This window comes from Pseudidiomarina planktonica, assembly GCF_900177775.1.
Taxonomy (GTDB): domain Bacteria; phylum Pseudomonadota; class Gammaproteobacteria; order Enterobacterales; family Alteromonadaceae; genus Pseudidiomarina; species Pseudidiomarina planktonica.
The window spans coordinates 1,476,561-1,489,612 of sequence record NZ_FXWH01000001.1 but is presented as its reverse complement, the minus strand read 5'-3'; the positions used below and the strand labels follow the sequence as shown (position 1 = coordinate 1,489,612).

15 protein-coding genes are annotated in these 13,052 nt (G+C 47.8%); 9 read left to right on the top strand and 6 right to left on the bottom strand.

Annotation, left to right across the window (positions count from 1 at the left end):
• Positions 1-6 precede the first annotated feature (6 nt).
• From dapA to purC, 3 genes are read left to right on the top strand one after another with little or no spacing between them, the layout of a single operon-like run.
• On the top strand, positions 7-882 hold the full coding sequence (gene dapA / locus CCE91_RS07060) for a 4-hydroxy-tetrahydrodipicolinate synthase (protein ID WP_086434492.1): 876 nt from the start codon (positions 7-9) through the stop codon (positions 880-882).
• A gap of 13 nt (positions 883-895) precedes the next feature.
• A complete protein-coding gene (bamC, locus tag CCE91_RS07055; RefSeq protein WP_086434491.1) occupies positions 896-1,999 on the top strand; it encodes an outer membrane protein assembly factor BamC in 1,104 nt (367 codons plus the stop codon).
• Between the two features lie 21 nt (positions 2,000-2,020).
• Positions 2,021-2,737 (top strand): phosphoribosylaminoimidazolesuccinocarboxamide synthase, encoded by a 717-nt coding sequence (gene purC / locus CCE91_RS07050; protein ID WP_086434490.1) that lies wholly within the window; start codon positions 2,021-2,023, stop codon positions 2,735-2,737.
• Positions 2,738-2,776: 39 nt separating this feature from the next.
• Here the strand turns inward: purC and CCE91_RS12225 are convergent, their stop codons facing one another.
• Genes CCE91_RS12225 through CCE91_RS07030 form a run of 5 tightly spaced genes read right to left on the bottom strand, consistent with a single transcriptional unit; the run spans position 2,777 to position 5,629 of the window.
• Entirely contained in the window at positions 2,777-2,947 is a 171-nt protein-coding gene (locus CCE91_RS12225; RefSeq protein ID WP_126797139.1) for a DUF2897 family protein, read from the bottom strand.
• The gene (locus tag CCE91_RS07045; protein ID WP_086434489.1) at positions 2,935-3,636 is read right to left on the bottom strand and encodes a M15 family metallopeptidase; all 702 of its coding nucleotides are present in this window, start codon (positions 3,634-3,636) and stop codon (positions 2,935-2,937) included. Before CCE91_RS07045 ends, CCE91_RS12225 begins: the two co-directional genes overlap by 13 nt.
• A complete protein-coding gene (dapE, locus tag CCE91_RS07040; RefSeq protein WP_086434877.1) occupies positions 3,630-4,760 on the bottom strand; it encodes a succinyl-diaminopimelate desuccinylase in 1,131 nt (376 codons plus the stop codon). The genes CCE91_RS07045 and dapE overlap by 7 nt, the downstream gene beginning before the upstream one ends.
• Complete coding sequence (locus CCE91_RS07035; RefSeq protein ID WP_086434488.1) at positions 4,757-5,104, bottom strand: ArsC family reductase; 348 nt, start codon at positions 5,102-5,104, stop codon at positions 4,757-4,759. The genes dapE and CCE91_RS07035 overlap by 4 nt, the downstream gene beginning before the upstream one ends.
• Positions 5,105-5,113: 9 nt before the next feature.
• Positions 5,114-5,629: a PTS glucose transporter subunit IIA gene (locus tag CCE91_RS07030; RefSeq protein ID WP_086434487.1), complete on the bottom strand. Its 516-nt coding sequence runs from the start codon at positions 5,627-5,629 to the stop codon at positions 5,114-5,116.
• A gap of 259 nt (positions 5,630-5,888) precedes the next feature.
• Here CCE91_RS07030 and yfbV point away from each other — a divergent pair, with 259 nt between their 5' ends.
• Positions 5,889-6,311 (top strand): terminus macrodomain insulation protein YfbV, encoded by a 423-nt coding sequence (gene yfbV / locus CCE91_RS07025; RefSeq protein WP_234996277.1) that lies wholly within the window; start codon positions 5,889-5,891, stop codon positions 6,309-6,311.
• A gap of 15 nt (positions 6,312-6,326) precedes the next feature.
• Here yfbV and xthA read toward each other — a convergent pair whose 3' ends face one another.
• Positions 6,327-7,136 carry an exodeoxyribonuclease III gene (gene xthA, locus CCE91_RS07020; RefSeq protein ID WP_086434486.1) on the bottom strand — a complete coding sequence of 270 codons (810 nt, stop codon included), beginning with the start codon at positions 7,134-7,136 and terminating at the stop codon, positions 6,327-6,329.
• 191 nt (positions 7,137-7,327) lie between these two features.
• On the opposite strand from xthA, the gene CCE91_RS07015 reads away from it, so the two are divergent.
• The 5 genes from CCE91_RS07015 (at position 7,328) to CCE91_RS06995 (ending at position 13,011) form a co-directional block, all read left to right on the top strand.
• A complete protein-coding gene (locus CCE91_RS07015; protein WP_086434485.1) occupies positions 7,328-7,651 on the top strand; it encodes a DUF3392 domain-containing protein in 324 nt (107 codons plus the stop codon).
• Positions 7,652-7,730: 79 nt separating this feature from the next.
• Entirely contained in the window at positions 7,731-8,795 is a 1,065-nt protein-coding gene (locus tag CCE91_RS07010; protein ID WP_086434484.1) for a patatin-like phospholipase family protein, read from the top strand.
• Entirely contained in the window at positions 8,786-10,762 is a 1,977-nt protein-coding gene (locus tag CCE91_RS07005) for a hybrid sensor histidine kinase/response regulator (RefSeq protein WP_159454937.1), read from the top strand. The genes CCE91_RS07010 and CCE91_RS07005 overlap by 10 nt, the downstream gene beginning before the upstream one ends.
• Before the next feature lie 171 nt (positions 10,763-10,933).
• Positions 10,934-12,133: a transporter substrate-binding domain-containing protein gene (locus tag CCE91_RS07000; RefSeq protein WP_086434482.1), complete on the top strand. Its 1,200-nt coding sequence runs from the start codon at positions 10,934-10,936 to the stop codon at positions 12,131-12,133.
• Positions 12,134-12,144: 11 nt separating this feature from the next.
• The gene (locus tag CCE91_RS06995; RefSeq protein WP_086434481.1) at positions 12,145-13,011 is read left to right on the top strand and encodes a hypothetical protein; all 867 of its coding nucleotides are present in this window, start codon (positions 12,145-12,147) and stop codon (positions 13,009-13,011) included.
• The last annotated feature ends 41 nt before the right edge of the window (positions 13,012-13,052 follow it).

The following is a 13,052-nucleotide window of genomic DNA, read 5'->3' as shown; positions in this document are numbered from 1 at the left end:
GCCACAATGCTAAAAGGAAGTATCGTTGCGTTAGTTACGCCATTTACCCGACAAGGGAATATCGATTATTCCGAGTTGGAAGCTTTGGTGAATTGGCACTGCGAGTCGGGTACCGATGCTATTGTAGCTATGGGTACTACCGGTGAATCAGCAACCCTAAGCCATGACGAGCACGTGGCTGTGGTAAGTGCGGTAACTGAGTTAGCTGGAAATCGCGTGGCGGTTATTGCTGGCAATGGTTCCAATTCAACCGCCGAATCGGTTTATTTAACCGAACGTATGTCACAATTGCCAATAGCTGGCTTTTTAAACGTAAACCCCTATTACAACAAGCCGTCTCAGCGCGGTTTGGTGGCACATTATCAAGCCTGCGCAGAAGCCAGTGATAAGCCTCAACTTTTGTATAATGTTCCCGGACGCACTTGTTATGACGTGCAGCCAGAACAGGTTGCAGAGTTAGCGGCCATTGACAATATTGTAGGTATTAAAGAGGCGACAGGTGATTGTTCCCGCGTTGCCAAATTACGTGAGTTATGTGGTCCTGACTTTATTCTGCTAAGTGGCGATGATCCCACTGCCTGTGAATTCATTTTACAAGGTGGCGATGGCGTCATTAGTGTTACCGCTAATATTTGCCCTGATAAAATGCAGGCTATGGTGGCTGCTGCGCGCGCCGGTCATGCTGAACAAGCTAAGCAACTGGATCAGGAAATGGCCGCTCTGCATCACGCCATGTTCGTTGAATCAAACCCAATTCCAGTAAAATGGGCACTCGCTCGTATGGGGCGATTGCAAGCATTTTACCGATTACCGCTAACTGAACCGGAACTTGTTAACCAACAAGCAATCGAACAAGCGATACAACAAGCCGGATTAGTTTAAGCCTGGAGCAATAATGAAATTAAATGTAGTAGCAGTCAGTTTGCTGACATTAACCGCTGTAGCGGCATGTGGAACCACCAACCGAGGGCAAGCTGAAGGTAGCTTCGCCTATGTTGATAGTAAGTTAATTGAGCCATTGGAACCAGCCGAAGGGTTGCAACTGCCAGCGGAACAACGCCAGTATCAAATTCCATCGATAGCAGGTGATTCTGCTGCTGTTGGTACTGCAGTTAACGTGCTGGCGCCGGTTCAGGTACGTCCGATAGCAGCTGGCGCGCGTATTGAGGATGCCAGCAATGAAACCCGCGCATTCTTTGATGACGTTGAAGAAATTGATGATTTGTCGGGCACCGTATGGACCGCGTTATTAAATACAGTTGAGCGTAAGCAAATACCCGTTGCGCAGCAGCAAGAAGAACAGCTGTTAGTTACTGATTGGTATACTGAGCGTACTGAGGTTGAAGCCGCCGATAGTTCGTTTTGGGCATTTTGGCGTGATGATACAGATGTGCTTGAAACCAAAAAGAAATTTCGCATAACGCAAGAAACTGCAAGCCATGGTCGCACCACATCATTGCTGGTTGAATTGGAAGGTTTTGAGCGTTACAGAAATGGTTCAACCTTGAATGAGTCCTCACCACTGGTTGAGCGTAATGCTGAAGCACAGTTTATGAATGAAGTTATGGCATCGCTGTACTACATTCAAGACGAAGTTTACCGCAGTATTGTGAACGAAGGTTTGCAGGCTGAGTTAGGTTTCAACCAGGAAGGTAACCCAGCGTACTTATTACCAACAGATTTCGAGCTAGCCTGGACCTTAACGGCAAACACCTTTGAAGCGCTTGGTTTTACCATCGAAGATTTGAATAAAACCAACGGTCGTTATTACCTGAATTACACTGCCGGTGGCGGCGTGTTATCAAGTCTGGCGTTCTGGCGTGACAAAAAAGCTGTTGATGTAGGCTTGGCGAACGGCGACTACGAAGTTTCTTTAATTGAAAACGATGGGCGCGTAGCGCTGACCATAAAACACGATGAAGAAATGCTTGATCCTGAACGGATGAGTGCGTTCTTTGATTTATTTGCGGCCGAGTTTACACAACAAAGTAAGTTGTGATCATCTGACTGAGAGGATGTGATGGAAAAGCGTGGTGAGTTGTACCGTGGTAAAGCGAAAACTGTATTTGCAACCGATGATCCGGAACGTTTGATTCTGGAGTTTCGGAACGATACTTCCGCGTTTGACGGCGAACGTATCGAGCAATTAGATCGCAAAGGCATGGTGAATAATAAGTTTAACAACTTTATTATGGCGAAACTGGAAAGCGCCGGTATTCCAACGCAACTCGATAAAGTGCTGAGCGAGAACGAATCGCTGGTGAAAAAACTCAAAATGATCCCAGTTGAGTGTGTGGTTCGGAACATTTCCGCAGGTTCGTTGTGCCGTCGGCTCGGGGTAGAAGAAGGTATGGATTTAACACCGCCTACGTTCGAGTTCTTTTTAAAGAATGACGCGCTGCACGATCCTATGATTAACGAATCTCATATCATGACCTTTGGTTGGGCTACCGCAGAGCAACTGGAACGCATGAAAGAACTGACGTACCAGGTAAACAGCACCTTGCAGACGATGTTTGCTGAAGCAGGCATGCTGTTAGTAGACTCTAAGCTTGAGTTTGGCGTGGACTCTGACGGTGAAGTTATTTTGGGTGATGAATTCACTCCCGACGGATGCCGTTTATGGGACAAAGAAACCCGCAATAAATTAGACAAAGACCGCTTCCGCCAAGGTTTAGGTGGGGTAGTCGAAGCTTATGAAGAAGTAGCCCGTCGCTTGGGTGTTAAGCTGGACTAAAACGTTGTGAGCATAACAAGGCGATGACGAGGAAAAGTTCTAATTGTTTTCTTGGTCGTCGTCTTCTTCTTCATCTTTCTTGGGCTTAGCCTTAATTCCTCGTTTATCCAATTCTGCTTTAGTTAGCCACCCAGTTTTCGCTGAGTACTTTAAAACCAGTATATTGGCGGCAATAAAACCTACTACTAAAATAATGATTAACCACACCATACATCGCTCCAGCCGTTGTCTGTACAAATATTGTCTACATAACGTTCTTTAATATCCGCTAAACGAGCCAGAATACAACGTTTACCTTCAATATCTGCATCAGTTAATGCTGACGCTAAAGTTGCGGTGCTTAAATTGTTACGTGCTGCTTCTGCTATTACCCGATAACTAACATGCCATGGCTCAGCTGCTACACCGCCCTGATAGCGTGCGTAGGGTAAGAAGAAGCCATATTCGTGAGCATGTCGTTGCAGCCAGCAAGCTACGTCATAGCAAGGACCGCCTTCGGCATACTCACCTGCGGTTAGCTGTAGCTTGTTGTCGGTAGTATTAAACGGGCGGGGATCGTACAAATCAAGGTCGGTGCCCCAATGATGGCGGCTAGCGCCGGGCAATGCAGACCAGGTTAAAATAGCATCGATTTTTTCGCCAGTGCTTAGCTGTTCGGTTTGCAGTAACTCACCGCGATCACTGTAAATAGGTGCTTCGCCGTTAAATTTGCGATTCCAAATACCCAGTTGCCGATCAAAACTGCGAAAGGCTGAGGCAATAGCTATCACCACGCCTTGATCTGCTGCGGCCTCACACATACGAGCGTAGGCTGCTGCCACCTCAGCTTGCAGCTGGTGCTGCTGATAGTCGATTAAATGGCTTGAGTCACGCCCGGTTAACTGGGCTGGGGTTAACATAACAAACGCTCCAGAATAGCCTCGTAAACATCTGTCAGTATATCCAGATCAGTGGCTTTCACACATTCATTTACCTTATGAATGGTGGCATTAACAGGGCCAAGCTCAATCACTTGTGCACCTGTAGGCGCAATAAAGCGACCATCAGAAGTGCCGCCGGCAGTAGATAGCTCAGTGGCTTGCCCAGTTACTGCCTGTATAGCCGCGCAAGTGGCATCTACCAAGTCACCGTGGTCGGTCAGAAAAGGAGCGCCATTATGAGTCCAGCTTAAGTGAAAACTCAAATCGTGCTGCTCCAGAATGTCGGTTACGCGATTCTGTAGCTCTACCGCCGTAACTTCAGTGCTGTAGCGGAAATTAAACTGTACCTCACAACTACCGGGAATCACGTTACCGGCACCAGTGCCTGAGTGCACATTGGAAATTTGGAAGGTGGTAGGTGGGAAAAATTCATTGCCATGATCCCAGTGCGTATTTACCAGTTCAGCCAGTGCCGGTGCTACCAGATGAACCGGGTTCTTCGCTAAATGAGGATAAGCAACGTGCCCTTGTATACCATTAATGGTCAGGAATCCGGTCAGACTGCCGCGGCGACCATTTTTAACCGTATCGCCTAAGCGCTTGGTGCTGGAAGGTTCACCAACCAGACACCAGGTGATTTTTTCCTGCCGCGCTTCCAGCGTATCAATAACGCGGGTGGTGCCATTTATAAACGGGCCTTCTTCGTCACTGGTTATGAGGAAAGCAATGCTGCCCTGGTGCTCTGGACGCGCAGTTACAAAGCGTTCAGTAGCAACAATCATAGCCGCCAGGCTGCCTTTCATGTCGGCGGCACCGCGCCCATACAGGTAACCGTCACGCAAGGAGGGTGAAAAGGGCGGACTTATCCATTCTTTAACTGGCCCCGACGGCACCACATCAGTATGGCCAGCAAAACAAAATACCGGGCCTTGTTGATTGCGGCGTGACCACAGGTTAGTGGTATCTTCGAACACCATGGTTTCATTACTAAAACCCAGTTTCGCCAGGCGAGCCGCTAGTAGCTCCTGACAGCCATCATCAATAGGCGTTACTGACTCGCGAGCAATCAGTTGCTGCGCCAGTTGTAGGGTTGGCGATGTTATTTCAGTTGTTGTTGCCACTGTTCCACCTTAAAACCACAAAGAATAGGTTGCTCTGCTGCAACTAGCGGACGTTTCACCAGTGTTGGATGTTCACAGATTAGCTTCGCGGCAGCAGGCACTGAACTTACTGCTTGCTGCTCTTGGCTAAGTTGGCGCCAACTGGTGCTGCGCTTATTCAGTACCTGATCCATACCAAGCACGTTTAACCAGGTTTCCACTTGTTCCTGCTCAAGGCCGTCTTCGCGGAGGTCATGAAAGCGGTAGTCAATGTTTTCATTGGCAAGCCACTTCAGAGCTTTACGAACAGTATCGCACTGCTTTATTCCATAAACTACATACTGCATAAAGAATTCCTATTGCTGAGCTGATAAGGATATTTTTATAAAAGGTTGTTCATTACAACGTGCACTGCCGGGTTGCCAGTCAATTTCGTTGGCACTACGGTCAGGAAAAACAATGGCCAACGCGGTATGACCAAGATTAGCCTGCAACACTGGCAAATGCAGCCTGGCTAACAGGGTGCCGGCGCGTATTTTCTGGCCAAGTTTGGGTTGCTTCGTAATACCCGGTAAGTGGGTACTGAAGGCTGGATCGGCAAATAGCAGCACACAGTTCTCAAACTTTTTAGAGCCACATGATGCAGGGCTGGCATGTGGCAACAGAAAATGCCAGTAATGCCCGGCAGGGCTAACGTACTTTAATAAGCCACTGGCAGGTGCTACAAGTTCATTTCCATGCACTTGCAGGCTTAGTCCGGAGCCTAAAACTTGCTGTTGAACAACACTATCAGGATGGTGCACTAGCGGCTGCTTGCGGCCATGCGCTGGTGCGGCAATACAAATGTCGTGATCAGGCATTAGGCTAAGCATAGTTGTGAATTCGTAAGCCTATCTTCGCAAAATCAGCGAGTATGGACAAGCAACAACGGGGTTTTGTGAAAGGTATCCACATTGTCTGTGGATATGTCTGTGTGTTAGTCGGTTTAAACTTGATAAGATATTGAATAATATAATAAAAATAAGTTTGTGTGCTTTATCACCAATCGCAAATTTATTCGTCACTCAGTTGCCTGTATACTGAACACATTGCTTGCTTATGCAGCAGTGACAACCGAACAAAGAGGTGGGTGTGGCTTTTATTAAGTATTTGCAGGACGGCCAACGGTATATGAACAAGTGGCCACGCCACTCGGTGGTGGCGGCCTTTACCGAAACCCGGGTTATACCCGCAACGCGAATTGCGATTACCATGATGCCAGCACTGGCAGTTCTGAATATGTTGGTGCAATGGCAGTTTCATAATCAACAGTGGACCACGGCCGCCTTTATTGGCAGCCTGTTTTTGTTGATGTTACCGCTACAGGGATTGTACTGGCTGGGTCACCGCTCCAATAAAGCGTTGCCACCACCGTTATTGCACTGGTATCAGGAACTACAGCGTAAATTGAAGGTGGCACCGGCGCAGCAGGGCAAGCCCGGCACTACCACCTACATGGATTTAGCCGTATTGCTACGGAAAGTGCTGGCTGAGTTGCCGCCGGATGAGCATTAGCCGGCGGCGTACGCGTTAGAACTTGAAGCTAGACCATACCGGGGCGTGATCAGAAGGCTTTTCAATACCCCGCAGTTCATAGTCAATGCCGCTATCAGTGCAGGCTTCGGCTAACTCGGCGGTAGCCAGAATTAAATCAATACGCAGCCCGCGATTGTCATCAAATCCGCGTGAGCGATAATCAAACCAACTAAACTGTTCCTGCGGCTGTGGATAATGAGCCCGATAAGTATCGGTAAAGCCCCAGTCAACCAGGCGTTGCAGCCATTCACGTTCTTCCGGTAAAAAGCTGCACTTGCCAGTGCGTAACCAGCGTTTTGCGTTGTCCGCACCAATACCTATGTCTGCATCTGTGTGGGAAATGTTCACATCACCCATTACCACTATGGGTTGATCCGGGCTATGTGATTCATTCAGATACTGCATTAAATCAGCATAAAATTTTTGCTTGGCAGGGAATTTCGTCGGATGGTCGCGACTTTCGCCTTGCGGGAAGTAACCATTTAGAACCCGTACTACTTTGCCTTCATCGGTGGTGTAGTCGCCCATTACCATGCGTCGCTGCGCTTCTTCGTCGTCGCTCGGAAAACCGCATTGGGTATTTGCCAGAGGGCGCTTCGACAACAGGGCGACGCCATAGTGTCCTTTCTGACCGTGATACACCACGTGGTAACCCATGGCTTCAACCGCTTCAAGCGGGAACTGGTCGTCATGAACCTTAGTTTCTTGTAAGCCAATGACGTCAGGTGCGTGCTTTTGAATCAAAGCCTCTAACTGATGCAGGCGGGCGCGGATACCGTTAATGTTAAAGGATACGACTTTCATGCTTAAGGGTCTCTTTATAGCCAGAATTTAAGCTCGTGAGCATAGCATTGTTGAATAATCACTGCGATACCTCAGTGCTTGCCAACACCATGACTTTCGCTCAACACATCACTGTACCTGCTGTTTGAAAACGGTATACTTTATTGGTTAGTCGCCTTCATCGCGCGATTTTATTAATCAAGAGGTTGTACATGAACCAAGTGATGCTTGAACTGGGCTTGATGATTCGCCCCCATTTGTCGGATGTCGCCATGATGATAATGGCTACCTTATTGGTCATTTATGGTAATGCCATAAACCAGGGGATTCGGCGCCAATTAGGTGGCATGCATTTTATTTTTAGAACCTTACTGTTTGTACTTATCTGCGCCTTCGGTTACGGCCTTGCTACCGTGTGGTTAACCCCATTTATAGCCGGTCTATTGGCGCAGGTTCCAAGTATTTACTTAGCACTTGTTTGTGTCGGTATTATGTTGACCTTGGGTGTCCTAGCCGAGAGAAAACGACAAATTTAATATAAACAACAACTTAAAATAATGACTATTGGTCACTTAACGTAATGACTAGTAGTCATATAAAAATAGGTAGTTCAGGATGACAGATTGGATTCGCCTGCAGGCAGGCTCTGACGCATATCAGCAGATACAGGAAAATGGACTGAAGCAACAGGATGTTGGCATGCTGCTAGGTGCTTCGGGCGGGCCAAAGTGGTTTGTGCTGCAAGGTCTCGACCAATTTTTATTTGGTGAATTCTTTAAAGATCGTAAACAACCCCTGGATTTGCTTGGAACTTCAGCAGGAGCCTGGCGTTTCGCCAGTTTGGGGCAGCCCGACAGCATCGCCGCCAGTAACCTGTTTGCGGAGTTATATAGCAGCCAAACATACAGCGAAAAGCCTGATGTAAACGAAATTACTGACGAAGCACGGGCATTACTGCATAAGTATATTCCTGACAACGTGGTTCCGAAAATTCTACAGCAGGATATTTTCCGGCATCATTTTATTGCGGTTCGCTGCCGAGGCTTAGTTGCAAGCGAGCGCAAACTGCAGTTAGCCGGGTTGTTAACATCGGCTGTAGCCAATGGTGTTAACCGCAAATGGTTAGGTCGAAGCTTTGAACGAGTGCTATTCCACCACCCCAGGTCAGATGCGGCATTTAGCAATAGCTGGAATGATTTTAAAACCCATAAAGTGCCCCTCAGCACGGATAATTTTAAATCCGCCTTGTTGGCCTCAGGGTCTATTCCTATGGTGCTACATGGCGTAAAAGATATTCCCGGGGCGCCACCGGGAATTTATCGTGATGGTGGCATTACCGATTACCATTTCGATATTGATTTGGGAGCTGTGAATGGGTTGGTGTTGTATCCGCATTTTCACAATCAGGTAATACCGGGATGGTTTGATAAACACATACCCTGGCGCCGTACTTTGGGAACGCAGTGGCCGAAGGTAGTATTAATGACACCAACCGAAGAGTTTTTAGCGCGGTTACCCTTTGGCAAAATCCCGGATCGAAAAGACTTTGCCACGCTTTCGGCCGTAGACCGATATAAGTACTGGCAACAAGCTATTGAGCAGGGCAAGTGGCTAGCTGACCAACTACAGGAATGGATAGCCACCGACAAAATTCGCGAGAAGGTGCGTTTATGGCAATAGCCGACAGAGATTTTGAGGCGCTGCTGTCTGCCAGTGGCCTGATTTCTGTTTTTGTGTGGGACAACAGCCCCGGTTTTCCGGTGTTGTATGTTACTGAGAATGTTGTACGACTGCTTGGCATCACCAAGCGTAACTTCGAGCGCTTTGGGTTAACCTACGAGCGACTGGTGCATCCCGACGATTACCCGCGTATTTGTGCCGATGTTGAACAGGTCATGCAAGACCCCACTATTCCAGCGAGTTTTACTCACGATGATTACCGTTTGGTGCGCGCCGATGGTGAGGTCATTTGGGTGGCTGACACCACTATTATTCAGCGGGACGAGAATGGTGAGGTGGATTACCTGTTCGGCTATATCATTGATATTACTGAACGAAAGTCGCTGGAGCTTGCACTTGAGCAAGAACGTCACCGCTTAGCACTACTTATTGAAGGAACCCGTGTTGGTATTTGGGACTGGAACCCGCAAACCAATGCGGTGAGTGTGAATCATCGCTGGGCCGAGATGCTGGGTGTTTCAGAACAAGAACTACCGACCAACATAGAAGGTTTGCTGGAGCGCGTTCATGCGGATGACGTGGCTGGCTACGAGCAAAAAATCCAAGCGCATTTAAACGGTGAAACCCAATTCTACGAAAGCATACATCGTATGCAGCATAGCGACGAAAGCTACCTGTACATGCTGGATCGGGGGCGTGTTACTGAACGCGATAAGCATGGCCAGGCCATTAAATTTATTAGCACGCTAACCGACATCACCAGTCAAAAAGAGGCTGAACTTAAAGCGTTGCGAGCGGCCCAGGCAAAAACACTATTTCTGGCTAACATTTCTCATGAAATAAGAACGCCCTTGCACGGTATTCTGGGGATTGCTGGTGTACTGGAGAACACCCAGTTAAATGCACATCAGCAGGAACTAGTTGGAACCATTAAACGTAGTGGCGGTTATTTACTGCGCACGCTAAATGACGTGTTGGATTTAACCGGCGCCGAAGAGGGCAAGCTTAAAGTAACGCCAACGGTGGCGGACCCGCGCGCTATTATTCGTCACATACAGCAGTTGTTTAGCGAAACGGTAAAACAAAAAGGGCTCAGTTTGAGTGTTGTTATTGCGGATGATTTACCGCATCGGGTAAGCGCTGATCATGCCCGGTTAATTCAGATTATGAGTAACCTGCTGAGTAATTCCATTAAGTTTACCGAGCGGGGTGACATTCGGCTTGAACTGTCGTGGCAAGCTGGCAGCAGGAACGCTGTTAGTAAAGACCCTGATCAAGGCTTATTGATTTTGCAGGTTACAGATTCTGGCATTGGTATTCGGGATACCGAACGCATTTGGCATATGTTCGAGCAAGAAGAGTCGAATCTAAACCGCAAACACTCCGGCAGTGGACTTGGCCTGGCCATTGTGCGAAGCCTGATCGAGTTAATGCAGGGTGAAGTCAGGGTACGCAGTGAACTTGGTGTTGGAACTGAGTTTCGCGTGTCGGTTCCGGTTGGACGCTGTCACGATGAATCTGCACAACAACCCCTTGGTGACCATATGCAGCAGCAAGTTGCTGTTGCTGAACAACTCACACCGGCTTCATGGGAGCAGTTGGCAGGGCAGTTTCGGGTGCTTATTGTTGACGATAGCGATGTAAATCAACTGATTTTGGCGGAAATGCTGAATCAAATGCAGATACCCTTTGCACAGGTTCGTGATGCCAACGCGGTTATGGAGACTGTTGCGTCAGGCGAATTCGAAGTTGTATTTATGGATATTCATTTACCTGACATTGATGGCTTGGAGTTAACCCGACAAATTCGTCAAAACAACGGTAAGCAGCCCTATATCATTGCCTTAACCGCCGACGCTTTCACAGAAACCAAGTCAGCCAGTGAAGCGGCCGGGATGAATGACTATATTACCAAGCCGTTTTTGTTCGAACATATTCAAGCAGCACTCGTAAAAGCCCGCCAATAGAAGAGCGAATGCTAATTTGTAAGCAGCTTTGGTAAAAGCCTGATGAGCTAACTACACTCAAAGTAGTTGCGGTTTAATACCGTGAAATAACGGGAGGTTCCAACAGTGTGTAAGCTAAGGTTTTGGCTCTCGATTATTAGTTTAGCAGCAGGTTTTACCGGTCCTTACGCCATGGCTAACGATGAGCCCCCGGTGCAATTACGAACCACTGAAATGCCTCCGTATCAGATGTTGGAGCAAGGGCAGCTTGGCGGTATTTCGGTTAGCACCTTGAGTTGCGCGTTTAGCGCAATAGACACCCCGTACCACATTCAGCTGGTGCCGGCTAAGCGCGCTGAGCATGATGTTAAAACGTCGTCAGCGGATGGTTTCTTCAGCAGTATTCAACACGCCGAAGCTGATCAGTTTGCTAGGTTGTCTGCGCCACTAGCCATGGAGAAGTGGTTCTTGGTATCACGCAGCGAAACTGTAACACCGAACGTTGCGGCATTGTATGGCTTACGTCTTGGTGCCATTAGAGGTAGCAGCGAGGCGCAGTGGCTGCAACGTGAGCTTAAGCAAGCCGTACACTTAGTGGCTGAAGAAAAGCAGTTGATACAGCAATTAGAAGCAGGGCGAATTGACGCTTTTATTACCGAACAGCGACGTTTAACCACTAGTTTTGAACGTTGGCTAAACCGGCAGGCCGCAGGTTTAAGGCTACAGTTTTTGCGCTACGCTGAGCTTGGTGTGTATTTTCAACGGAATTTCCTGCTCCAACGGCCCGGTTTTTTAACCAGGTTTAACCGCGCATTAGGTGATTGTAATGAACTGGAAATAAGCCTAAACGAGGCAGAGCGGGGTCATTTGCAAACCAAGGCAGAAGCTTTTCTGCAAACGCTTAATCATAATGTGGTAAAACAGGCATTACGAGAACGGTTACAAAACCCTGTTACTGCAACTGAAATAGCCGACTACGAAAAACGCTGGCAGGCAGAGTATTTTTCTGGTGAATATCAATTTATTGCGAGTATGCAAAGCCTGCCTGTTAGTGACTGGCTCATGCAAAAGGCAAATAGTATTCGCGATGGGTTTACCGAAATTATACTGTTCGACAGACAAGGCGCTTTAACCGGTTTTAGTCGGGTACCCAACGACTATGATCAATCCGATGAGAATAAATTTGCGTATACCATCGGTACTGATGAACCTGGTGTTTATCTTAGTGATATTGTTTACGATCGCTCCACCCAGCGTTTTCAGGCGCAGTTTTCGGCTCCCGTTTTAGATAGTGACGGTACTGTATTAGGTGCTATTACATTGGGTTTAGATACTGAGTATTTATTGTCAGGTGCAACGGTGCCTCTGGCGTTACTATTGATTGATGAGTAGGAAATAGCTGCATGGCGGGTTGGAGTCGTTGGTGGTTGTTAGTGCTATTTAGCCTGGTAACTAGTTCAGGATTTGCCAACACCACTGTGGTAATGAACAAGGCTTTCGCTGAATTAACAGAAGAGCGCGACTACAACTATCAATTGCTGAAACGAGCATTGGCCATCACTGCAGATGACTATACCGAGGTAGCTTTAACTCGCTACCCATTGCCAATGACTCAAACACGGTTAATTCACGAGCTTACGAGTGGTAAAAAGGTTCAGGTGGGGGTACTGGCGTCAGGCTATTGGCAACAGCCGGGGGTAATCGCAATACCAGTTCCTGTGCGCCGTGGTTTGTTGGGATGGCGCTTGTTGGTTACCCACGAACAAACCTTACAGCGACTGCCTGACCTTGCTGAGAATACCGAGGCGTTATCAAGTCTAACCACAGGGTTTGGTGCCGACTGGGTTGAGTTGCCGCTAATGCGCGATACTTTTGCGCATGTTGAAACCGTGGAGCAAACGTCTGATCTTTACCAGCAATTACTAGACGGAAACTTTGATGTATTCAGCCGTTCCGTTATCGAGCTATGGCTGGAGTTGGAAAATTTAGGTAGCAGCGCTGATAAATTAGCAGTAGTGCCGGGCGTGGTATTACGTTATCCCTTCGCCGACTTTTTTTATGTGCCCGGCGATCAACCGGAATTAGCGAAGCGTATTGAACTGGGACTGCAACGTTTATACGCCAATGGCGACTACGAAGCACTGTTTATGTCATTTTACGGGGCTGTGATTGCGCGTGCAGAGCTGAATAATCGTCGTATTATTGAATTAAAAAATATTCCACTAGCACCCGTTAACGAAATCGCCGAGCAATGGTGGTATCGTCCATAGGTAGCGGGTTAATAGCAACCATCACATATTTTCAACCGAGC